Annotated in this window: 13 protein-coding genes; 6 read left to right on the forward strand and 7 right to left on the reverse strand. The window is 44.9% G+C overall.

Annotated elements, in window-relative coordinates:
• Positions 1-58: 58 nt before the first annotated feature.
• Positions 59-2719 carry an ExeM/NucH family extracellular endonuclease gene (locus L4D09_RS22295; protein ID WP_428459733.1) on the reverse strand — a complete coding sequence of 887 codons (2661 nt, stop codon included), beginning with the start codon at positions 2717-2719 and terminating at the stop codon, positions 59-61.
• 917 nt (positions 2720-3636) lie between these two features.
• Here L4D09_RS22295 and L4D09_RS22300 point away from each other — a divergent pair.
• The 6 genes from L4D09_RS22300 to L4D09_RS22325 all read left to right on the forward strand — a co-directional run bounded on the left by L4D09_RS22300 (position 3637) and on the right by L4D09_RS22325 (position 10796).
• Positions 3637-5403 carry a sialidase family protein gene (locus L4D09_RS22300; RefSeq protein WP_428459734.1) on the forward strand — a complete coding sequence of 589 codons (1767 nt, stop codon included), beginning with the start codon at positions 3637-3639 and terminating at the stop codon, positions 5401-5403.
• A gap of 433 nt (positions 5404-5836) precedes the next feature.
• A complete protein-coding gene (locus L4D09_RS22305) occupies positions 5837-6676 on the forward strand; it encodes a pirin family protein (RefSeq protein ID WP_428459735.1) in 840 nt (279 codons plus the stop codon).
• Positions 6677-7004: 328 nt separating this feature from the next.
• Entirely contained in the window at positions 7005-7919 is a 915-nt protein-coding gene (osmF, locus tag L4D09_RS22310) for a glycine betaine ABC transporter substrate-binding protein OsmF (protein WP_428459736.1), read from the forward strand.
• Positions 7920-7954: 35 nt separating this feature from the next.
• Positions 7955-9106, forward strand: coding sequence for an ABC transporter permease (locus L4D09_RS22315; protein ID WP_428459737.1), 1152 nt, complete (start codon positions 7955-7957; stop codon positions 9104-9106).
• On the forward strand, positions 9103-10053 hold the full coding sequence (locus L4D09_RS22320; protein ID WP_428459738.1) for an ABC transporter ATP-binding protein: 951 nt from the start codon (positions 9103-9105) through the stop codon (positions 10051-10053). Before L4D09_RS22315 ends, L4D09_RS22320 begins: the two co-directional genes overlap by 4 nt.
• Complete coding sequence (locus tag L4D09_RS22325) at positions 10050-10796, forward strand: ABC transporter permease (RefSeq protein ID WP_428459739.1); 747 nt, start codon at positions 10050-10052, stop codon at positions 10794-10796. Before L4D09_RS22320 ends, L4D09_RS22325 begins: the two co-directional genes overlap by 4 nt.
• A gap of 17 nt (positions 10797-10813) precedes the next feature.
• Here the strand turns inward: L4D09_RS22325 and L4D09_RS22330 are convergent, their stop codons facing one another.
• The 6 genes from L4D09_RS22330 to L4D09_RS22355 all read right to left on the reverse strand — a co-directional run bounded on the left by L4D09_RS22330 (position 10814) and on the right by L4D09_RS22355 (position 24699).
• Positions 10814-12211, reverse strand: coding sequence for an aldehyde dehydrogenase family protein (locus tag L4D09_RS22330; protein ID WP_428459740.1), 1398 nt, complete (start codon positions 12209-12211; stop codon positions 10814-10816).
• Entirely contained in the window at positions 12208-13848 is a 1641-nt protein-coding gene (locus L4D09_RS22335; protein ID WP_428459741.1) for an acetolactate synthase large subunit, read from the reverse strand. Before L4D09_RS22335 ends, L4D09_RS22330 begins: the two co-directional genes overlap by 4 nt.
• Before the next feature lie 302 nt (positions 13849-14150).
• The gene (locus tag L4D09_RS22340) at positions 14151-15533 is read right to left on the reverse strand and encodes an alanine/glycine:cation symporter family protein (RefSeq protein WP_428459742.1); all 1383 of its coding nucleotides are present in this window, start codon (positions 15531-15533) and stop codon (positions 14151-14153) included.
• A 187-nt stretch (positions 15534-15720) separates the two neighbouring features.
• Positions 15721-17025, reverse strand: a complete 1305-nt coding sequence (locus L4D09_RS22345) for an HlyD family type I secretion periplasmic adaptor subunit (protein ID WP_428459743.1) — start codon at positions 17023-17025, stop codon at positions 15721-15723.
• The gene (locus L4D09_RS22350) at positions 17022-18746 is read right to left on the reverse strand and encodes a type I secretion system permease/ATPase (RefSeq protein WP_428459744.1); all 1725 of its coding nucleotides are present in this window, start codon (positions 18744-18746) and stop codon (positions 17022-17024) included. The genes L4D09_RS22345 and L4D09_RS22350 overlap by 4 nt, the downstream gene beginning before the upstream one ends.
• 79 nt (positions 18747-18825) lie before the next feature.
• Entirely contained in the window at positions 18826-24699 is a 5874-nt protein-coding gene (locus L4D09_RS22355; protein WP_428459745.1) for a beta strand repeat-containing protein, read from the reverse strand.
• Positions 24700-25025: the final 326 nt, after the last annotated feature.

Here is a 25025-nt window from a genome sequence, read left to right on the forward strand (position 1 = left end):
AACAAAACAACCGACTTTCGTCGGCTGTTTTATTCAACGGTTTTACCTTCTCCTATGATTACCCTCTAAGTAATGGCCTTCTTCTCAGTATTGCTACTAACATTAAACCAAATAGAGCAGACACAGGCACACTAGCACCACCACCGGAGCCGTTTTCTTCCTGTTTATCGTCGGTATCGTTGTACGACAGAGTAACAATGATCGGATCATGATCTGAAGACGAGTAAATATTGTCTGATTTTTCTAATTCACCCGTGTGCTCACTGCCATATTCAAACAAGTTAGTCTCTGCGGCATTGATATGCCAAGCTTCCACAGCTGCAACCTTGTCAATTAATGACGGGCTCGCAAGCGCATGATCTAAACTACCTAACTCACCTTCATAACTATAGCTGTAGTCGGTTTTATGTTTGAGGTTAACCAATCCATACCCTTTTTCGACTAATTGGCCTTCATCCTCATACTCTTTACCGTCTAACGTGGTGTACGACGCTGTAAAGATCTTCCCTCCTCTATCTTCATCATTGAATGAAGTCAGCGTCAGAATTGGATCTTCCATCCCATAGGAATTGAGATCGCCCATCACAAGCACATCACCACTAATAGCTTGCACGGCTTCACCTAGAACCTTTGCCGCAGAAACGCGGAAATTATTACAGCTTCCTTGTACATCATCTTCATCAACAAAAATTACATCATCTTCCCAGCAAGTAGAGCCTTTCGACTTAAAGTGATTCACTAGCACAGTTAAATCATCTTTCTCGCCCGGAATATTAAATGTCTGCATCATTGCGTGACGCTGGTAAGCACTCTTGACGCCACCGCCATCAAGTGGGGCGTGCTGCTCAGGAAGAACAATTTGCTGAGCCTGATTTTTGGCTTTAACTTTATCATGACGATAAATAATGCCGACGGTGATGGCGTCAGTACCGAAGTATTCTACCCCCTCAAAGCCCGGCTCATTTTTAAACGTTAGATCCGATTTATGTACCTTCACAGCGCGGTAGTGATCTTTCTTATCAGGTTGTGCGTCGTTCAAAGCACTCACTAGTGACGCCAACGCACTGTTTTCATCAAAACCGTTATTTTCCAGCTCCATTAGCGTGACAATATCCGCATCCATTGCCACAATCGCATTCACTAATTTTGCTTGCTGAAGAGTAAACTCCTCAACCGATGGCGCACCACGGTAACAATTGTCATTAGGGCTGACCGATGCTTCTGAACACATATGGTTGGGATTTCCATCCTCGGCATATGACGTAAAATAATTCAGTACATTGAATCCAGCAACTTTAAGTCCATTTTCGTCTGCTGATAGTGGCTCATCGACCCTTTCATTTTCAGGTAAACGTAATAAATCACCGCTGGCTATGATATTAGTCGTCACTAAACGATACTCACCATAGCTATAGCCGACCATTGCCGTTAGCCCTGTAGGTTTATCCCCCATGCGAAGATAACCATCTACTGGGTTTAAGTTATCAAACCAAGGTAGCTCACCATCCTTTGCTTTATAATCTGATTCTAAATATACGCGGCTAATTGCGTTTTCTTCGGCTAGCGCCTTGGCGGCATCGGTTTCTGCAGCATAAATATGAGTTGGGTTATACAGTGGTGAATTATGTGCCAACATTGAGTTGTTGCGGTATGAAGCATAGTCAAAACTGAAATTGCGCGTAATAACCAACGGGCTATCAGCATCCAGTAAAACCTGCATGCCTTCATGGCGCTCAAGCGCCGTATGCAAGTCTTCACCTTCTTTCACCCTAAAACGGGTCGGAGCTGGAATTGGGTTATCAATACTCAATACCTCAAATGCACTATCACGTACATCTAACTGAGTATTACCGTAGTATTCTTTCACGGTTGCTTCCAAACACACTTCAGCCCCCGGTTGAATGGCATTTGGTGCTGTGCCTCCGCCCAAAAAGACAAACACACCATCTGATGTGTTTTCATTACCGTCCCCATCCGGGTCTTGCAAATAGAAGCCTTTATATAAACTCTCGCCTCGAGCAGTAACAACACCACTCACAAAATATTTCTCAGGGCTTTCAAAACTTCCTTCTGGTACCAGCGGGCTGCTACCACCGTCACCCTGTACATCATAGATTGGAACTAAATTTTCGGTATCACAAACGAAAGGGTTCGGTGGAGGTGTTGAACCATCACACGCCTCAAGACCGCTACACCCTAGCCCATCAAAGGTATCTGTTGGGAAGCTGACCCACTCTAGGTCAACATCGAACTCGTTTTCAACATCTGTTCTTCCTGAAGATATTGACGGGTCACGACGTAAAGTGACATCCTTGGCAAAATCTTCACGCACTCCAAGCTGACCTAAGCTGTCGACTAATTGTTCACCATCAAATAGAGCAACAACATCATCGCCATTGAAGTTCAAGCTACCTGAAGCTTGATCGCCAACATCCTTTATTTCTTGTGCCGCTGAGCTGTGGTGAAATACATAGCTTTCACCACTAGGCAAAGTGACATCATTTAAGACAATCTGACTACCAAAAGAGCTAGCCCCGTTCATTGCCAACTTGATGCTATATTCTGAGAGGTTAATTCCAGACTCTGATAAGTTTGTCACCTCAATCGCTTTATTATTACTCTTACCTTCAACGTATTCCGTTATTAATAGTTGTGCCGATACAGAAGAAGACATTAAAGCTAGCGCGATAGCGCCAGATAATGTTTTTATGCGTGTCATGTATAAACTCCAATATAAATAAAACCTAAGCACAATTCATGCTCAGGCTATTGCCAACTGATATTAATTTGAACGCTCAGTGAATAATTATTAAATAAGTCGAATTTTTGAATTTACGTCCGAAATTCGCTTTATGAGCGTGCTTATTGTTATACAGCAATGTTACAAATATCAATTTTAACGGCAATGAAATGGAGTTTTTATTCAACTCCTGACTCAAGTGCACATAGTTACATACATGTATAATTCAACTTCTCAATACGTGAAATATAGTGTTGAATTTAAAGGTGAAAAGTGTAAAGAAGGCGCCATGTCCCCTATTATCAAAAAAGCATCGCAGAAATTAAGTACGGTACACCGTAATTACGTTTACTTATCCACCAGCATTCATCATCTCTTACATAGTTGGATTAGAGTACATTTGGTCATTACTTTATTCCCCCTATAACAGCCATCGCCAGCAGAGCAATTACAGTAACAACCCCAAAATATAGCTTTTTTCATATAGTCAGCAATATGCCTTTTTATTAAATATACCGTCAGAAATACCATAGTTAATACAGGTGGTCGTGATTGCTTTCTACCCAACAAATAGACCATAAATTTAGGGGGCAATTATTTAGCTCAACATCTCATTTCTTTCAATACTCGCCAACAAAACAGTGAAGTAAAGCTACATTTTATATCTTTTGTATTGAAGCTTAACTCCACAAACACATAATGGAGCCACACTTTAAATAACACCATTGACCGGAGTTTGGTTTCATTGACGATAATGTGTTTACTGCCTAATGGGTGATTATTTGTACTCAAGAGTTTAACGCATATAAAAAATCACGCCCTACTTATAGGGCAGTGAATAACCTTAATAGCTGTCTAAATAATTGCGTTATTTTGTTGTATATCAGGAGAAAAAAATGAAGTTACATAAATTAATATTGCTGCTGCTGTTTTTACCACAGGCCGTTTTGGCAAACATTGAAGGTATCCAACCACCACAGATAGTTGGTATACCTCCCGCCGATGCAGGAAGAGGTTTAGTGCGAGCAAGTGATAATGAAATTCGTCACTATAATGGTGGAGAAGGTTACGAAGGCCGTAAAATGTTGGTAAGTACCGATAATGGTCTTACATGGGAAGAAAGCTTGGCGTCAGCATCTTACCCCCCTAACTTTGGAGGGATTCCAATTGAGTCACCCGCTATAGCCCCTAACCCAAATACGGGAGAGTACATCCGAGTACAGCCAATCAATGGCTACGTTTTTATTTCCAATGGAGGACTTGATGGTGAGTGGGCCGCTGTTACTAAAGATGGTCAACTTGACTATAACTGGGAGCAAAGTGATAAAGAGAACCTCCTGACTCTTGGTGGCATTATGCGTAATCCAACCTTCGTGAATAATGGTCAACGCATTTTAATTCCATCACACGATATGCGCGTAGGCACAACATTACATATTTCAGATGATGGTGGTCTAACTTGGCGCGCTTCTCAAGACACAATATCAGCACCACCGCATGAAAAAGACGAGATTCACCAAGGGGTGCGATGGCGCAATAGTGGCGTTGAAGGGTCAATTGTTGAGCTCAGAAATGGTCGACTTTGGATTCTAGTACGTACCTCTCAAGACCAATACTATGAAGCGTTCTCGTCAGATTATGGCGATACATGGACAGAATCCCAGCCTTCGCGTTTTTTCGGTACATTGACGATGCCAACCATCGGCCGCTTGAAAGATGGGCGTTTACTGGCGCTTTGGACAAATACGATGCCCTTACCTGAGCATAAGGGAACCCAAGATGATATGTGGGAAGATGTATTTACCAATCGTGACTCTCACCATGCTGCAATCTCAAACAATGATGGTAAAACATGGACTGGATTTCGAGAGGTTATCCTAGATGAGCACCGCAATAGTGAAGACTATGCACTTTTAGAGGGCAAGGGTGATAGAGGTAAACAACAAAGTGAATTTGTAGAATTAGATGAGCATCGCGTTCTTATTTCAATTGGGCAACATAAAGAGCATCGCCGCTTGATGATCATGGATACGCGTTGGCTTTACGAGAAAGAACGAAGTGATAATTTTGTAAACGACCTAGAAAATTGGACCGTTCATAGCTATATCCCTGAGGTAAGAGGCCACGTCAGCTATGATCGTAAACAATCGTCTCACCTTGTTGATCTTATCGATAAGCCTGAACATCAAGCGCTTCAAATCAAGAGAGTGAGCGATTCGGAGCTTATTCATATCGAGAACGACCTCAATTACGAAAAAGGCGGTGCGACGTGGAACTTCCCGAATGGAAAGAACGGTCGAGTTGATATTCGCTTTATGCTAAATGAATACAGTGGCGGCACTCAAATCAGCCTCACTGATCGTCTGTTCAATGCTGTTGATGAAACAACGGCGCACTACGCTGTGTATACATTAAATGTTGCTCCAGGAGAAAAAATTGGTGAGCATGAACTCGAAGCAAACCGTTGGTATACCCTCAGCTTAGATTGGAATGGCGTGAAGAAAAACTCGACGACTCGAGTCTTACTTGATGGAAAATTCGTGGAAAGGCTTGAAATTAATAACACCAGTCCAAATGGCGTTAGTTACCTTCATTTTATATCAACAAGCCAAGACGCTGATGAAGGGATATTAATTGAATCGGTGAATGCTTCGGTTAACTAACAAAGGACCAATAGACAATTTGAAGTGTAAAGTGCAGAGCAAGAAAGTCGATGTAGTCGAAAAATGAAGTAAGCAGACTTTTTAGAGTTCGCAAAGTAAAACAAATATAAGCCGCCACTATGTTTTTCGGCGGCTTAATTTTAGTACCCTAAAAACTTGTCACAATTGTACTTCGCTAACAAACACGGGGCAGAACGATATCAGATCAACCTGACAGCTCTAGTCACATTGGTGCAAATGAAACGAACATTTTTCCCCCGACTATCGATGTAAGCTATATCTGAACATTGGTAGCCTTTCATATATTCAATCACCTTCATCTCCTACTTAATAGTCGTTCAAGTTTTTCAAACAAGCCGTTCGCTTTTACCCTCTGTTGGTCGTCGTGATTGCTTTCTACACTACAAACAGACAATCAATTTAGGGGAAGATCATGGCAATTCGTCGTATTAAGCAAATCATTCAATCACACTCTTCGTCTGATGGTGACGGTGTGAAAATCCAGCGTGTACACGGGTTTAATAATAGTCTCTTTTCACCTTTTTTAATGATTGATGAGTTGAAATCTGTAAGCCCTGATGACTATATCGGTGGCTTTCCAGCTCACCCGCATCGCGGCATAGAAACTCTCACATATATGCTAAACGGCCACTTCCAGCATAAAGACCATATGGGAAACGTGGGTGAGCTACGAGATGGTGGTGCACAGTGGATGTCAGCAGGAAAAGGCGTGATTCACAGTGAAATGCCGATGGTGACTGACGGCTCTCTACATGGCTTCCAAATCTGGATTAACTTGCCAGCAGCTAAAAAGATGCTGCCAGCCCAATATGCTGACTTCCAGCCAGAAGCAATTACTGAAAAACGATTAGGTGAGAATGGGTTACTACGGTTAATTTCTGGAGATCTAACCGTTCAGGGGGAGACCATTAACGGCCCACTTCAAAAAACTGGCGTTCCGACAACCATTGCCGATTGGCAAGCAGCCGAAGGAGCAAAGCTATCTAGCTGCCTGAACCCAGATTTCCAAGCCATGATATATGTCTACAAAGGTCGTGTTGAAATTGAGGGACAAGTAGTAAAAGTGGGCGAACTTGCCCTACTCGACCATGGAGAAGGTTTGGCCATCAATAGCGTTAAAGACAGTGGAATGCTTTTACTTTCAGGTATCCCTATTGACGAGCCTGTTGTTCATTATGGTCCATTTGTAATGAATAGCATGGAAGAAATTGAACAAGCCGTTCAAGATTACCAGCAAGGTCAGCTCGTATAACCCCCCCCCTTTGTATATAAGAAAGCCTGCTCAGTAAACAGGCTTTCAACACCAAGTAAAAAGGCTTTTCGAAGCCAATCCTTTCCTATCTACACCATAAAGGTGTAATGACCTTTTGTTACTAAAGAAATTAATGGCGGGTTCGTGTTATTGCGTTAGATCGATATTACATTACAAACGCATGCACCAAAATATTCCAAACTACGATAGTAGATCTAGTAACTAACTGTAAAATTAGTTATTTTAGGCTCGATGGCTCACTGATAAGCAACTTAAACCTGAGCACCTTGATACTGAATAAAATCAACTTACATAAGGAAAGATGTTGATGAATAGTAAAATCGCCTCTGCTTTGTTTGCCTTAGCACTAACTGCATCTCCTAGTGTTTTTGCTAAGGACACCATTGTCGTATCTTCAAAGATTGATACCGAAGGTGGTTTACTCGGCAATGTTATCTATCTTTCTCTAAAACACTCAGGACTGAATGTAGAGGATCGCGTGCAGCTAGGGGGAACACCGATTGTACGTAGGGCTCTGATTGCAGGAGAAATTGATATTTATCCTGAATACACCGGTAATGCTGCATTTTTCTTCAATAATTCTGCCGATGAAGCCTGGAAAAACTTCAACCAAGGCTATGATATGGCCAAAAAATTAGACTACGATGCCCATAAGATTATTTGGCTAGCACCTGCTAATGCAAACAACACTTGGGCTTTGGCTGTGCGTAAGGAAATCGCCGAGCCTAATCAGTTGAAAACAATGTCAGATTTTGGACGTTATGTGACAAGTGGTGGCAACATCAAGTTAGCGGCTTCCGCGGAGTTTGTTTCAAACCCTGCCGTTTTACCTGCTTTTCAAGATGTATATGAATTCAAATTGAAAGAAAGCCAGTTACTTGTACTTTCTGGTGGCAATACTGCCGCGACGATTAGAGCTGCAGCACTTAAAACAGATCAAACCAATACTGCAATGGTATATGGCACTGATGGGGCTATTGCTTCCGTTGGCCTCGTTGTCATGGAAGATGATAAAGGTGTACAGCCAGTCTATGCTCCAGCGCCTTTAATCCGTGAAAGTATCCTCAAAGCACATCCTGAAATAGCTGAGATCCTACGCCCTATTTTTGCTTCACTCGATATTACCACACTGCAGACCCTAAACAGCCGTATCGCTATTGGCGGAGAAAGTTCGCGAAGTGTGGCCGAGAGCTACCTGCAATCAAAAGGATTTATTAAATAATATCTGCACTATTTAACTTGTATCAAGGAACACGATTGAAATTCTTATCTCTTGATAAGCTAGGTCTAACAGTGAGTGTACTTTTGTTGCTCTCGCTGTTTGCCCTGCCTTTTATCAGCCTTCAACCAAACCGTATCATTCCCGGAGAGGGGCTATTCCTGAATGATATTCTAGGGCCCGTTCATCTTATTGTTTTACTCTTGCTTGCTGGCTGTATCTTCGTAAGTGCCTCTAATGCTAACACGCTAAAAACCCAACTAATGGTTAGTTCAGCTGCTGCATTTTACCTGATATATCTTGCTGGTATTACTGCAACAGAATCACTGGCAGAAGCCCTTCCTTTTGCGCGAGCTTCATTAGACAGTAGTTTTTGGTTAAGCAGCTTCTTTTTAGCATTATTAATTACAGATGCGCTTATTAAGCTTCAGGTTACACCTTTAAAACGCCTAAGTTTAATTACCTGTTATCTGGCGGCTATCGCAACTCTTTTAATATCAGGAACTTGGGATGACTTGTCCATCATTAAAGAATATCAAAATCAACACACTTTTTGGCAACAGGCTATCCGTCACTTACAGCTTTCATTCGGCAGTATAATACCCGCGCTTATTATAGGGATCCCACTTGGTATAAAGTGCCATCGTTCAAAAACAGTTCGAGCGATTATTTTTCCAATACTTAACTTATTGCAGACAATACCGAGCCTAGCCATGTTTGGGATCCTCATGATCCCACTCAGCTATCTGGCTTCAACTTATCCAGTATTATCAGAATATGGTATTCGAGGCATAGGAGCCGCACCTGCGGTAATCGCTTTATTCTTCTACTCCTTACTTCCTATCGTGAGTAATACTGCTGTAGGGTTCGACAAATTAGACTCAAAAACACTCGACGCTGCTTATGGTATGGGAATGAACGCACGCCAAATTCTATTTAAAATTGAATTTCCTCTGGCACTCCCCATTATTTTGTCAGGCTTTCGAGTCGTCGTCACGATGAATATCGGATTGGTTGCTGTAGCAGGGCTTATTGGTGGTGGGGGATTTGGTACGTATATTTTCCAAGGGCTTGGTCAAACAGCCACTGACCTGGTAATTTTAGGTGCAATCCCTACCCTCTTTCTTTCTTTTCTTTCCGCGATACTGATTGATACTGTTATTGCAATACTCAAAGATGACCGACCATGATTGAAGTTCAAGCATTATGTAAACAATTCGGTGACCAACATGCCGTAAACGACGTTTCCTTTAAAGTTGAAACCGGCCAATTCTGTATGCTAATCGGCACTTCAGGGTGTGGGAAGTCGACCACGTTAAGAATGATAAATCGCTTAACGGAACCGAGCTCTGGTAAGGTACTCATTAATAATCAAGATGTCTCTCATCTACCAAATGATAAACTAAGACGTCGTATCGGCTATGCCATTCAAGGCGTAGGATTATTTCCCCATAGAACTGTTTTTGAAAATATCGCAACGGTTCCATCGCTGCTTAATTGGAATAAGGCTGAAATAACAGCGCGAGTTAGAGAATTATTGGATCTTTTCCACTTGGATTTTCAGCTTTTTTCTAAAAAATTCCCCCATCAACTTTCTGGCGGTGAGCAGCAGAGGGTAGGTGTCGCGCGTGCCTTAGCGGCTAAACCTGAATTACTGTTAATGGATGAGCCTTTTGGCGCTTTGGACCCATTAACTAGAGAGCACTTACAAGCCGAACTTTTAAGCATTCAAAAGCTCTTGGGTATTACCACAATTATGGTAACTCATGACATTGAAGAAGCGATAAAAATGGCCGATGTCATTGCGGTAATGGATAAAGGACGACTGTTGCAGTTCAGTTCACCAGAGTCCCTTCTTCGTCAACCTGAAGAGGGTTTTGTTCGTGATCTTGTTGGTGGATTAGATCGATCTTTGCGTTTATTGTCACTGACTAAAGTTGCTGATGTTATGACAAGCGCCCAATACTTACCCACGACTATTGATGGCCCCAAAATATCGCATAACACAAACTTACGTGATGCCGTTTCATTGCATATCTGGGAGAGCACTAAGGTACTCCCTGTTGTGAATGACATTGGTACGATAGTAGGTACAGTATCGCTTGAAGATATGCTTTGTAAGGGTGCAAAACGATGAACTCTCATTCATACAAACAATGGCTAGGGCTGATCATCCCCCTAGCCTTGCTGCTATTATTGACCTTCAGAATGGAGCTTCTAGAGCCTTACCTTGCCTCATTTAACCAAAATAATGCGCCTACTATTTATTACCGTGATAGTTTTCTCAACCTAATTGGCTGGCATTTACTCGTCGTCTTATTGTCAATTTCTACTGCGACTGCCGTTGCAGTGCTTTGCGGCATTCTGGTAACACGCCCATCAGGTAAAGACTTCCTCCCTTTGGCAAGAGCCGTTGCCAATTTAGGCCAGACTTTTCCGCCAGTTGCGGTACTCGCGTTAGCGATTCCGTCGCTTGGATTTGGCCTGAAGCCAACCTTCATCGCGTTGTTTCTATATGGTTTATTACCGATATTCGAGAATACAGTTACAGGTCTTCAGCAAACCCCAAAAAACGTACTCGAAGCAGCCCGTGGAATGGGAATGAGTTCGCGACAGCAACTACTTCATGTCGAATTACCACTGGCGATGCCTATCATCATCGCCGGAATACGAATTTCAGCCATAGTCAGTATCGGCACCGCAACCATAGGCTCAACCGTTGCTGCCAAAGGCCTAGGGGAAGTCATTATTGCAGGGTTACTAACTGACAATATGGCGTTCTTACTTCAAGGCGGAATCATTGTGGCTCTCATTGCTATTGTCGTTGACTCTTTGTTTCAGAAACTTGAATCACAATTCGCCCTAACAGAGAGTAAATAGTAATGACTACACTATTTTCACAAAGGCAGTATAGGTAACTTAATGACCACCATTTTCTCTTCGGTGAAATCTCGCATTGTGTAGGGAATTCCACCAACGCCATAACCTGATTGCTTTCGCCCTGCGAATGGCATCCAATCAACCCTAAAGGCTGAGTGATCATTAATCATTACCGCAGAGGCCTCTAACGCATGCTGAGCCTGTAAAACTGTCTCTAAAGCATTGCTGTATACTGCGGCTTGAAAGGAAAATGGAACGTCGTTCGCGCGTCGATAAGCATCGGTGATCTGATCAAAACCATACACACACACTACAGGGCCAAAAATTTCTTTTAACGAAACATTAAGGGTCTCGGCAGGGTTAAGTATTACCGTTGGTTCATACAATGTCGCAGACAGCGCACGCCCGCCGATCAAAATGTCGGCGCCACCGCTTCTTGCTTCTTCAACCCATTCAGATACGCGCTGGCACTCTGCGGGGCGAATTAATGGACCGCAGTCGGTATCTGCTTTTCTTGCATCACCAACGACTAGTTTTTTTACTCGCTTAACCAATTTATCCGTAAACTCTTCAACAATGGTGTTAGCCACGAAAATACGTTGTATCGAGACGCAAACTTGCCCTGAGTGATAAAAGCCACCTTTAACGATAGAAGGTAAAATAGCGTCGATATCAACGGTATGATCAATAATCACTGGCGCTGCACCACCATGCTCCAATGCACAACGGGTACCAGGAGCTAATTGACTTCGTAAATACCACCCCACTTTTGGCGAACCTATAAAGGAGAAGAAAGCCGTTCTTGGATCGCTCACCAATCGTTCTGTATCTTCTCTTTTAGCCAAAAAGAAACGGCACCATTTAGGCTCTAGCCCTGCTTGATAAAGTAATTCTACAAATTTTTTTGCGCTTAAAGGGGTATCATTGGCAGGTTTAATTAAGATCGGACAGTTTACCGCAACTGCTGGCGCCACTTGATGAACAATCAAATTCAGCGGGTGATTAAAAGCAGATACCGCGACAACAGGACCAATTGGTTCGCGATAAGTAAATGCCAATCTACCCGAACCCGCGGCAGTCAAATCCATCGGGATCTGCTCACCCTTTAAGTTCAGTAACTCTTTGGCACAAAGCTCCACACCATCAATTGCCCGGTCGACCTCTACCTGAGCATCTGTCAAAGGCTTGCCGCCTTCGCTAGCAATAAGCATCGCTAGATCATCTTTTTGCTCTCGCATTAGCTGAGCACATCTATTTAGTATCGCTATCCGCTCATGGGCTGGCGTGCGCTGCGCTTTATCAACAAACGTCTCATGGGCTTGTTGTAAAAACGAATCTAACTCACTCCAGCTAGAAAGTGTAACCTGGTCAATTACGGCTTGGTTATAAGGATTTTCAACATTAATTTGAGTCATAGTAAACAAACCTTCGAGGCTAACTCTTCAATCAATACTGTTTTGTTAGCAGTATAATCTACTGGTACATCAACCAAATGTACGCCGCCCTCCTCAAAAGCATTGTTCATGATGCTCTCAAAGCTTGCAGCACTGGTAACCCGGTGTCCCATAACACCATAAGCTTGTGCATATAACACAAAGTCTGGGTTCATAAATTCCAGTCCCCAATCAGTGAAGCCCGCAACTTGTTGCTTCCACCGAATCATCCCATAGGAACCATCATTGAGTACCATTACGACTAGGTTTAATCCTATTCGCTTTGCGGTTTCTAGTTCTTGTGAATTCATCATGAAACCACCATCACCACAAATGGCTAATACTCGTTTTCCAGGATTAAGCTGAGCTGCCATCATAGCCGACGGCAATCCTGCACCCATTGTGGCTAATGCGTTGTCTAGCAATACGGTATTGGGATAATAGGCTTTATAATTTCGGGCAAACCAAATTTTATAGATACCGTTATCTAGGGCGATAATCCCATCTTCGCCCATCACCTTGCGGGTATCAGCAACAAGCCTTTGTGGCGTTATCGGAAATGAATCGTCTTGGTTGCCTTTTGCTGTGTGGTGGTCAATCTCGCCCTTAATCCGCTTAAAGTACGCCACTTCAGGGCACTTCCAACCAGCCAGTTTTTCGCTAAGGCGTTCAACGGTTCGACTAATGTCGCCCACTAATTCAAGTTGAGGGAAATACACCTCATCGACTTGAGCCGATTTGTAATTTAAATGGATCACTGTTTTATCATTGTCGGACATGAAGAATGGTGGTTTTTCGACCACATCATGGCCAATATTAATAATTAAATCCGCCCTCGCAACAGCACAGTGTAGATAGTCGTTTTCAGAAAGTGCAGCTGTTCCTAGAAAAAAATTACAACGTTCATCAGCCACACCTTTCCCCATCTGGGTATTAAAAAAATAAATACCGGTGTCACTGGCAAAGTGCTCTAATGCTTTCCAAGCTGTTTTTCTATTAGCCCCAGCCCCCAGAAGGATCAATGGCTGGTTAGCAGATTTGATCTTATTTACCGCTTCATCAAGCACATATTCATCTGCCACGGCATATTGGCGCACACTCGATTTTATAATTTTTGCATTGGTCTCTTCAGCGGCAATATCTTCAGGCAACTCAAGAAGAATGGCACCAGGCCGCTCCTCTTCAGCTCTTCTAAATGCTTCTCTAACCAGAGAAGGAATAGTATTACCGTGAACAATTTGCTTGCTTAACTTACAAATAGGCTCATACAGCTTAACCACATCAATGATCTGAAACTGCCCTTGTTTCGATGCTTTAATCGGTTTTTGTCCTGTGATCATGATGAGTGGAAATGCACCGAGGTGAGCATAGGCCGCAGGTGTCGAAAAGTTGGTAGCACCAGGGCCTAGTGTTGCCATACAGACTCCTGCTTTTCCTGTCAGGCGACCATAGGTCGCAGCCATAAAGCCAGCTCCTTGCTCATGGCGCGTTAGAACCAACTCAATAGAAGAGTCTTTAAGTGATTCCAGTACATCAAGGTTTTCTTCACCAGGAACGGCAAAGATGTACTCAACCCCTTCATTTTCTAACGCCTTCACTAATAAATCTGAAGCTTTCATGCAACTACCTTCTTGGCCACTTGAGATGTTCGAACAACTACCAGCACCATTTGCCTTGATAATTAGCCACTAAATTTGTATTTGAATATAGTTCATTATTTGGGATTACAGCGCCAAATCCCCAGCGGCTTAACTGCATTTATGTTGAGGGGGGTGATGTGTTAGAGCAGCTATTCGATAGCATTTTTAACCATGACTACACGCATGCTTTATACCCTTATAAGCATGTAATTGGAGTTACAAATGGTCAAAAGCCTGCTCAGTGAGCAGGCTTTAAAGCTACTATAAAGATTTAACGAGCATTATTCCTTACCCGACTTTTCCAGTTTTTCTTGCGCCAGCAATGTAAAGTATTCCGTTGTTAACTTAAATACAACGGGGCTTAGCAATAGCAACGCTATCAAATTCGGGATCGCCATCATGGCATTCAACGTATCGGCCAATAACCAAATAAACTCTAATGAACTGGTTGCCCCAATGGGCACTGCGACAATCCACAACACCCGAAACGGGACTATCGCCTTAACACCAAAGAGATACTGGACACACTTTTCACTATAAAAACTCCAGCCTAATATGGTTGTAAAGGCAAAGATAGATAAGGCTATTGCCACCACGTAATTTCCTATACCTGGCAGTGCAGAAGCAAATGCCGCCGATGTCAATGCTGCGCCCGTTTCACCACTTTGCCACGTCCCTGATACAACAATGGCTAAACCTGTGATACTACAAACAACAATGGTATCAATAAATGTACCAAGCATTGCCACCAGCCCTTGCGCTACAGGGTTTTTAGTTTGTGCGGCGGCATGTGCAATAGGCGCACTACCTAACCCGGCTTCATTCGAGAAAATACCACGGGCGACACCGAATCTAATCGCAGCCCATACAGCTGCACCAGCAAAGCCTCCCTGTGCAGCAACGGGTGTAAACGCACTGGTAATAATCAAACTAAAAGCAGCGGGAAGCTCTGAGGCATTCATCGCTAAAACGATAATTCCTGAAGCGATATAAAAAGCAGCCATCAATGGTACTAGCTTACCGGCAACATCGGCAATTCGCTTTATCCCCCCCATAAGAACTAGACCGACCAAAACCATCATAACTAGGCCAGATACCATGGGAGAAACACCGAAACTTGATTCAACAGCAGCAGCGACAGAATTAGACTGTACCGTGTTACCAATACCAAATCCGGCTAGCCCACCAAAAATAGCAAACGCCGTACCCAGCCACGCCCACTTGCTGCTAAGTCCATTTTTGATGTAATACATAGGGCCACCAACATGGTTGCCGTTAGCATCCGTTTCACGATATTTCACCGCACATACTGCTTCTGCAAACTTCGTTGCCATGCCGACAAGCGCAGTACACCACATCCAAAACAATGCGCCAGGCCCACCTAAAAATATTGCAGTGGCAACACCGGCTATATTCCCCGTACCGATAGTGGCAGATAATGAGGTCATTAAAGCGTTAAATGGACTAATTTCACCTTTTACGTTTTCTTCCTTTTCTGGGATCCGGCCTGACCAAAGGAGTTTAAAGCCTGATCCTATTTTTACAATCGGCATTAGTTTCAAGCCGAGCGTGAGGTATATGCCAACCCCAAGGATAAGTACCAACATTGGTACACCCCAGACAAAACCATTAATTACAGAAATAAAATTAGCTATTGAATCCATCCGTATTCTCGCTTTTTTATTTTATCTAGATGCAAAAAACATAGGCGGCATTGACTATAAATTCAACATACGGGGTAACAACAATTACTCAAATAAGAAAACGCTCGCAAATACCCCAAAAATAAAAAAGACACGAGGCAGCACACCTTGTGTCTTTTTTTATTATGTCTGTACTAACACTGACACTTTATACTTCTTTAAACGCCCGATAATAAGAGCTCATTAATGGAGCGGTTAGATAATCCCATAGTGTCCGGCTTTCCAACAAAACAAATACTTCTGTGGGCATTCCAGGATAAAGTTCAATATCTTCCATTGAAGCAATCTGCTCTGCATTCAACCGGACTTTAATCAAATATCCACTTTGTTCTTGCGCATTCTTCGGTTCAATTTTATCTGCTGCGACATAAATCACTTCACCATTTACTGGCGGAGTTTTACGTGCGTTGTATGCGCTCAATCTTACCTTTGCCGCTAACCCTTGGTGAACAACATCAATATCTTCTGATTTAAGTACCGCTTCAATAATTAAATCATCGCTATCCGGTACAATTTCCATAATGACATCGCCTGAATTAACGACACCGCCAATACTATGAACATTCATCCCCACGACGGTTCCTTCATGCTCACTACGGATCGTTATTCTATCCCTCACTTCGCTAGCCGCTATTAAGGCTTTTTCTGTATCACGCAGCTCTCTACCGACATTCTCTTGTTCGCCCATTAGCCCTGACCGCATTTCTGCTGTTTCAGTTTTATAGTCATACTCGAGTGATGAGATTTTCTGCGCTGCTAGCTCCGTTTCTGAATTAAGCTCGGCCAACTTAGCCTGTACCGTTGCACGATGTCGTTTTAGCTCCAACATCTTTGTTTTCGAGACGTAACCTTTAGTGGCTAAGCCTTTCGTCATATCAATTTCTTCATTAATCAACTCAAACTGAGTTTTTACTGCCGTGACTTGTAAACGGTTACCTTGTAGCTGTTCAACTAACAATTGACGCTTTTGTTGGTAATAACTATTTCTTAGCTGCTCTTTCATCAAGCTTTGTTGATGTTTGATGATTTGAGTATTTAAGATGCTATTTGCTTCGGTCGGGGCTAACGCCCAATGGCCATCACTCTTTGGCCAATCTACAGCAGCTTGGCTGCTATCAAGTTCAGCCTTAATCTCCGCTTGCTGGGTGAGTAAGGTGTAGTGTTTAATGGATAAGCGCGAAAAGTCGGCTTCTGCTTTACTATTTGCAAGTTCAAGCAACACATCCCCTTTACTGACTTTTTGCCCTTCAGTAACATAAATAGCCTTTACCCAGCCCCCCTGTAAGTGCTGAACTTTCTTGCGCTGAGATTCCACCACAATCGTACCGCTAGCAATTGAGGCGGCATTCAGTTTCGCGGTCATTGACCATACGAAGAAGCCAACCACACCAAAGAGGATCAACAGGCATCCAGCTATAATGGGCTTATTGGTATCAAAGCTAACTGACTTCATGCTGCACCTCCCTGTTTTCTCATTACCACTTTAGACTTGGACTTCTCAACGGCTTTTTTGTCGTCAATGCCACCAATTGCACCTAAGAATTTGTCACAAGTACCTGCTTTTTCAATTTTCCCTTCATTCAGGAAGATAACCCAGTCCATCTGACGCAAGAACCCAGGACGGTGACTTATCATCACGACGGTAATTTTATTTTCCTTACAATATTGCAACACGATAGAGAGTGCGATTTCACCCTCAGGATCGAGGTTTGAATTGGGTTCATCGAGGATCAAGATACTTGGGTTTGAAAAAATAGCCCTAGCGAGGCCAATACGCTGACGCTGCCCACCAGAAAGCTGCGCTCCACCTTCACCTAAGTAAGTATCATACCCCTGTGGCAATGAGACAATCAGTTCATGAATACAGGCTAGCTGAGCGGCATGAATAATTGATTCGTCACTTGCATCAGAAAATCGACAAATGTTTTCCGCAACGGTGCCAGCCAACAATCCAACATCCTGCGGTAAGAACCCGATATGCTGACCAAATTGATCTTCCGGCCACTGCTCAATGTCTGCCCCATCAATCTTAATACTGCCCGCTGCGGGTTTTACGATACCCATGATGACAGAGGCTAAGGTCGATTTGCCTGAACCCGAATTCCCCATGATTGCCAACGCGTGACCACCACCTAGCTTGAAATTTATATTCTGCAGAATAGGCTTTTTGTGCCCTTTCATTCGAACCGAAATATTCTGTAAGTTGAGTTCACCTTTAGGCTCTGGCAGGGCTGTTTTCGCGTGAGCGTAATCATCATCCATCTCTTTTAAGCGCCGATATGCCTTAAACCCACTTAACCAGCTTTTCCAGCCCATGACGGCCTGCTCAAAGGGAGCTAATACTCGTGACATAATAATAGAACTGGCAATTATTGCCCCAGCACCCAACTCTTGGTTTATCGCCAAGTACACCCCTGCTGTGAGCACTGCTATTTGCAAAATGGTACGAGCATAACGACTAAAAGTGAGCACTTTGCCGATTTTTGAGTTCAGCGACCACTGTAACTGAAGCAACTCTGAGTTTTTGTCTTGCCAGACTCGGCCAATATCATTTGCCATGCCCATCGCTCGCAACATGGGTGCATTACGTAGGTAATCATTTAGCTCCATATTGGTTCGATTTGTGAGACTTTGGGATTCCTCATTCGGTTTCTTTGCCGCTAGCATCACAACAGTAGACAACCCAATAAACACCGCCATACCCATTAGCGCAATCATGCCAATAACAGGGTGAAGCATAAATAGAATGAGTAAAAAGATAGGAACCCAAGGAATATCAAAAACCGCGGCTAGTGATGGATTAACCAATAAGTTTTTCACTTCGGTTAAATCTTGTAATCCCTGTTTTTGGATACGATTGGATGTGGATGAGCGGCGAATACTCTCTGAAAGCATAAATGGACTAAGACGTTCATCTAGCTTTAGGCCTGATTTTTGTAGCAATACAGTTCGAGTATGCTCGAGCGCTGCTTGAACGGTTAACAAGCCAACGGCAATAACGACTAACGCAACTAATGTGTCAATACTGCTGCTACCCATAACTCGATCAAACAACTGTAAGCTGTACATAGGTAGCGTTAAGACTAGAAAGTTAATGGCAAGACTGAATAGGCCAACATAACGTAGATCTCGACGGCAAAAGCCGAATGCTTTTTTCAATTCATTTCGAAGCAAGGTATACCTCCGTTACTCACATCCTGTGAGCATGTCGAAGTAAAGAAAAGCCCAGAGCTAAGCTCTGGGCTTTATCACTTTACAGATCTGAACCATTGAAGCTGATGCTATCAGCATCACTGTCGCTCCAAATCGTGACTTCTTGTCCCTCTTCATTGCTAAAGGTGTAGCCATTAAGTGCTTCAGCATCAATATCACTGCCTTCTAGCGACTCAAGTAGCTCTGCTGACATATCATTGGTTGTACCGGTTAGTGACCAGCCATCGCCTTCTAACTCCACCTCTTCAGCGCCCTGAACTACAAAGTTGCCACTTACATCACCAGCACCGTCATTATCCAGTACGTTATCCAAAGCCAGTTTTATTTGTGCATCGCTGACATCTAAATTAACTGCTTCAATTTCTTGGAATGCGGTTTGGGTCATATCGATACTTTGGCCGCCGCTGTCAGCACCAACAGTCAGCACATCGAAACCATCGCCGCCGCTGTAAGTAACGCTATCACCACCGCTACCAGCAAGGTCTTCACTGTCGTAAACCAAAATATCGTCACCGTCACCAGCAAATAATTGGTCAATGCCACTGCCACCATCAAGGGTATCGTTACCTTCACCACCAAAGACGAGATCATCACCGGCACCACCACTTAAGACATCGTCACCAGCGTCTCCTTTAATGGTATCGTCCCCTTCGCCTCCGGTAATGGTGTCATTGCCTTCTCCACCAACCAGATAGTCATCACCCGCACCACCATCGATAGTGTCATCACCGTCTTGGCCATATAGGCGATCATTACCCTCACCGCCTGCTATGGTGTCATTGCCATCTCCAGCATAAATAGTATCGCGCCCTTCACCACCATCGATATTGTCATCACCAGCACCAGAACGAATCACATCGTTGCCTTCACCAGCGACGATAGTGTCATTACCCGCACCAGTTAGAATGGTGTCACTGCCAGCACCTGCATCAATCTGGTTGTTACCATCACCTGCGTTGATCACATCACTACCATCGCCTGAGCTAATGCGATCGTCACCTGATCCTGTATTAATCTGATCGCGTCCAGCACCTGCGGTGACTTGGTTATTACCCTCGCCAGCATCAATAACATTATCACCGTCACCAGCATCAATTACGTCATTACCGGCACCAGTTGTCACAGTGTCGTTACCTTCACCTGCATCAACAGTATTATTTCCCGACATCGATCTGATGGTGTCATTACCACGGCCGCCAGAAAGGTTATCGTCACCTTCGCCACCGTCAATAATGTCATCGCCTTCACCACCGCTGATGGTGTCATTGCCTGCGCCACCTTCTAAGCGATCGTCACCCGCTCCACCATCAATAGTATCTGCACCAGTACCACCATAAACAACGTCATTACCTTCACCCGCTGATATCGTGTTATCACCGGCTTCAGCGTGAATTTCATCATTACCCGCACCACCATCTAGGGTGTCATTACCTTCACCAGCAAACAGTTTATCGTCGCCTTCACCACCTGATAGCTTGTCATCACCTTCGCCACCAAACAGTAGGTCATTACCCTCACCACCTTGTAGTTGGTCGTTACCCGCGCCACCTTCAAGTTGGTCATCACCTGCACCGCCTGAAAGGTTATCGTTCCCCTCACCGCCGTACATTAAGTCATTGCCAGCACCTGCTGTTGCAGTATCATCACCAGAACCACCAAACAAGGTGTTATTACCATCACCTAAATCAATGGTGTTGTTGCCAGCTTCACCATAAACCACATCATCGCCTTCGCCAGCGTTGATCGTGTCATCACCCGAGCCGGCGAACAATGTATCGTTGCCCGCACCGCCAGTGATATTATCGTTATCGGCGCCACCGTATAAGGTGTCATTCCCTGCGCCACCGACCAGCGTATCATTACCTTCACCACCGTAGATGTGCTGACTACCACTATCAGAAGCGATCATGGTGTCATCGCCAGCCTCACCGAGTAAGACATCGCCACCATCATCGACCATGTAGTCGTTACCTTCACCACCAGCGAGGAAGTCATTACCTTCACCACCAATCATCTTGTCATCGCCTGCGCCACCATATAGCACATCGTTACCGGCACCGCCTTCGATGGTGTCATTACCTGCGCCAGCATCAACAAAATCATCGCCTGCGCCTGCATCGATAACATCATTACCGTCACCGGCAAATACGGAGTCATTCCCTTCGCCAGCCGTGATCGTATCGTTATCTACACCACCATAAACAAAGTCATCCCCGGCACCTGCATCAATGGTATTGGCACCCGATTCACCATGAATCTCATCGTTACCTGCCCCGCCTTCTAAGGTGTCATCACCCTCACCGCCGAAGATCTTATCGTCACCTTCACCACCAGCGATGGTGTCGTTGCCTGTGCCACCAAACAGCAAGTCATCACCTGCGCCGCCGTCAATTTTGTCGTCGCCCTCACCACCTTCAACGTGGTCATTCCCTGCGCCTGCGCTTAGCTGATCATTACCAGCGCCACCGTGCATTACGTCATCACCGCTACCAGCTGTTGCAATATCATCACCAGAGCCACCAAACAGGGTATTATTACCTTCACCTAAGTTAATGGTGTTATTACCGGCTTCACCGTAAACGGTATCGTCACCCGCGCCAGCATCAATATTATCGTTACCTTCGCCAGCATAGATTTCATCGTTGCCTTCACCGCCAGTGACTTTATCATCACCTGCGCCAGCGAATAGCACATCGTTGCCTTGACCACCATCGATCTGGTCATTACCAGCACCGCCATAGACGGTATCGTGACCTTCACCAGCAGTGATGGTGTCATCGCCTGTGCCACCATAAACTTGGTCATCGCCTGCACCAGCGTCGATTTGGTTAGTACCACCTTCAGCATAAATGGCATCATTGCCTGCGCCAGCATCTACCTTGTCGTCGCCAAGGCCAGTGACAATCGTGTCATCTCCTGCACCCCCCGATAGCTTGTCGTTACCTTCACCGCCATCGATGAAGTCATTACCCTCACCACCACTGATAACATCATTACCAGCACCACCTTCAAGATGATCGTTACCTTCACCACCATCGATAGTATCGTTACCCGTACCACCGAATACAACGTCGTCTCCAGCACCTGCCAAAATGGTGTTATCACCAAGTTCGCCATGAATTTCATCATTACCGGCACCACCTTCTAGGTGATCATTTCCCTCCCCACCGAAGAGTTTGTCGTCACCATCGCCGCCCAACAGGGTGTCATTGCCTTCGCCACCGAGTAGCAGGTCATCACCTTCACCGCCATCTAAGGTGTCGTTACCTGCCCCACCTTCTAATTGATCATTACCTGCACCGCCAGAAAGGTTATCGTCACCCTCGCCGCCGTACATCAAATCATCGCCAGAGCCAGCAACAGCTGTGTCACTACCCGAGCCACCATAAAGGGTATTATTGCCTTCTCCGAGATCTATGGTGTTATTACCGGCTTCACCATAAACAGTGTCATTGCCTTCACCCGCATCAATTTTGTCGTTGCCTTCACCCGCAAACAGCACATCATCGCCACCACCACCAGTGATGGTATCGTCGTCGGCACCACCATAAAGAGTATCGCTAGCATCACTACCAATCAGGGTATCGTCGCCTGAACCACCATAGATGTTATGACTACCCGTTGCTGCAGCGACCATAGTATCGTCGCCTTCTTCACCAAGAAGGACATCACCGCCACTATCGGTTAGGTGATCATTACCAGCTCCACCAGCCAAGAAGTCACTGCCTTGTCCACCCGTGATGCGGTCATTACCCGCACCACCGAATAACACATCGTTACCTTCCCCACCCACAATGACGTCATCACCATCACCTGCATCAACGAAGTCATCGCCGCTGCCAGCATTGATGACATCATCTCCTTCACCAGCGAAAACCTTATCGTGTCCTTCGCCAGCATCAATGGTGTCATCACCAGTGCCGCCGTAGATCTCATCGTCACCTTCGCCAGCATCTATCTGGTTGGTGCCGGATTCAGCATAAATGGTGTCGTTACCTGCTCCACCATCGAGTATGTCATCACCCGTACCTGCGATAAGGGTATCGTCTCCAGCATCGCCAGAAAGAACATCGTTACCTTCTCCACCTTGAATGACATCGTTACCTTCACCTCCGCGAATAGTATCGTTACCCGCAAAACCTTGCAGGCTGTCATTACCTAAGCCGCCATCTATAATGTCATCACCCGCGGCACCAAATACAGAATCATCACCTTCGCCAGCATTGATAGTATTGCTGCCTGATTCGGCATGAATTTCATCGTTACCTGCGCCGCCTTCTAGCAAGTCATCGCCTTCGCCACCGAAGAGCTTATCGTCACCATCACCGCCAGATAGGCTGTCATTACCCGCCCCACCAAGTAATACATCAGCGCCAGCGCCGCCTGAGATACGGTCGCGCCCCGCACCGCCATCTAGCTGGTCGTCACCGCCACCGCCCGTTAATTGGTCATCATCGGCGCCACCATACAGAGTGTCGTTGGCATCGCTTCCTACTAAGGTATCGTCACCTTCACCACCATAAACCTGATGGCTCCCCTCCGCTGCTGCAATCAAGGTGTCATCGCCAGCTTCACCTAACAATACATCGTTGCCGTCACCCGTAATGGTGTCATCGCCGTCACCGCCAGCAAGGAAGTCTGTTCCTTCACCGCCAGTTAAATTATCGTTTCCAGCCCCGCCGAGCAGTACATCATCACCGCTACCACCAGATAGGATATCGTTACCTGCGCCACCTTCAAGTTGGTCATTGCCCGCACCGCCATCAACATTGTCATTACCGTCGCCAGCATAGACAGTGTCGTTACCTTCACCCGCAGTGATTGTGTCGTTATCAACACCACCGTAGACCTGATCATCGCCCGCACCAGCGTCAATCTGATTAGCGCCAGACTCACCATAAACGGTATCAGCACCGTCGCCCGTCGCGATTACGTCGTCGCCTGTACCCGCAAAAACAGTATCGTTACCAGCCCCTGCTTCAACGTTATCATTACCCTCATCGGCAAAAAGCGTATCGTCACCACCGCCGCCAGTAATGGTATCGTTATCTTCGCCACCGTACAGGGTATCGCTGGCACCGCCCCCGACTAGGGTATCGTTACCTTCACCGCCATAAATCTGGTGGCTACCTGAATCTGCCGCAACAAGGGTATCGTCCCCAGCTTCACCAAGAACGGTGTCGCCACCTTCATCGGTAATTTGGTCATCTCCGGCACCACCAGCAAGATGATCTGCGCCTTCACCACCAACTAAAGTATCGTTGCCTTCACCACCAAGTAAGGTGTCGTTACCCGCACCACCCATAAGTTGGTCATTGCCCGCACCACCCTCAAGGTTGTCATTCCCCGCTTTACCCGAGAGAATATCGTTGCCATCACCACCACTTAGAGTGTCATTCTCATTCGAGCCGGTAAGCTGATCGTCACCTTCACCACCAAATAAACTAGAAGCATTATCGCCAGCGCTAATTTTGTCATCGCCAGCCTCACCATATAACTCGTTGTTACCTGAGTCGCCGCGGATAATGTCATCGCCTTCTCCGCCATAAACCGTATCGTTTCCGTCACCAGCATCTATGCTGTCACTGCCTTCACCGCCAAAAACAGTGTCATCGCCAGAACCTGCTTCAACTAAGTCATCACCACTATCAGCAAAAAGCGTGTCATTGCCTTCACCACCAGCAATTAAATCATCACCATCGCCACCTGCAATCGTGTCATCGCCCGCATCACCTTCCAATACATCATCACCGGATTCACCGTATAGCTGATCATCACCGTCACCACCCAGAACAATGTCATCACCGTCACCAGCGGTGACTAAATCATTGTCTTGGCTACCAACAATAAAGTCCTCACTTTCTGTTCCTGCTTCGTAGTTAGTTGTTCCTTCAGGTTTTTTAGTGTCAGCCATACGAATATCCTTTTGGGTAATTAAAAATGACTCAAATATGAGATTAGTCGCATATTTATGGTGTGCAAACGAAATTTAGCATTCATGTATGAAAAATCAGTCATATAAAACACAGGTAATAAGTAGGTGTTTTTAAGAGGTGTTATAAACAGTAGATAAGCAATGTTTGACTAACCTTGCACTAGTGCAAGGTTCAAAATAATAATGACGCCTAATCCTAACTCCTAACTCCTAACTCCTAACGGTGAGTTAATACTTACCTCAATTAATTTCATCGTTTTCCTTATATAAAGTATTACTTAGCCCATTTGATAACTCCTTTAATA

This window comes from Photobacterium makurazakiensis (assembly GCF_050336715.1).
In the GTDB taxonomy this organism is placed as follows: domain Bacteria; phylum Pseudomonadota; class Gammaproteobacteria; order Enterobacterales; family Vibrionaceae; genus Photobacterium; species Photobacterium makurazakiensis.

What these genes read in the sequence shown, in the direction of transcription:
- L4D09_RS22300 (WP_428459734.1), top strand. Translation starts at nt 3,637, where the DNA reads ATGAAGTTACATAAATTAATATTGCTGCTGCTGTTTTTACCACAGGCC.
- L4D09_RS22320 (WP_428459738.1), top strand. Translation starts at nt 9,103, where the DNA reads ATGATTGAAGTTCAAGCATTATGTAAACAATTCGGTGACCAACATGCC.
- L4D09_RS22295 (WP_428459733.1), bottom strand. Translation starts at nt 2,719, where the DNA reads ATGACACGCATAAAAACATTATCTGGCGCTATCGCGCTAGCTTTAATG.
- L4D09_RS22305 (WP_428459735.1), top strand. Translation starts at nt 5,837, where the DNA reads ATGGCAATTCGTCGTATTAAGCAAATCATTCAATCACACTCTTCGTCT.
- L4D09_RS22325 (WP_428459739.1), top strand. Translation starts at nt 10,050, where the DNA reads ATGAACTCTCATTCATACAAACAATGGCTAGGGCTGATCATCCCCCTA.
- osmF (WP_428459736.1), top strand. Translation starts at nt 7,005, where the DNA reads ATGAATAGTAAAATCGCCTCTGCTTTGTTTGCCTTAGCACTAACTGCA.
- L4D09_RS22330 (WP_428459740.1), bottom strand. Translation starts at nt 12,211, where the DNA reads ATGACTCAAATTAATGTTGAAAATCCTTATAACCAAGCCGTAATTGAC.
- L4D09_RS22355 (WP_428459745.1), bottom strand. Translation starts at nt 24,699, where the DNA reads ATGGCTGACACTAAAAAACCTGAAGGAACAACTAACTACGAAGCAGGA.
- L4D09_RS22335 (WP_428459741.1), bottom strand. Translation starts at nt 13,848, where the DNA reads ATGAAAGCTTCAGATTTATTAGTGAAGGCGTTAGAAAATGAAGGGGTT.
- L4D09_RS22340 (WP_428459742.1), bottom strand. Translation starts at nt 15,533, where the DNA reads ATGGATTCAATAGCTAATTTTATTTCTGTAATTAATGGTTTTGTCTGG.
- L4D09_RS22345 (WP_428459743.1), bottom strand. Translation starts at nt 17,025, where the DNA reads ATGAAGTCAGTTAGCTTTGATACCAATAAGCCCATTATAGCTGGATGC.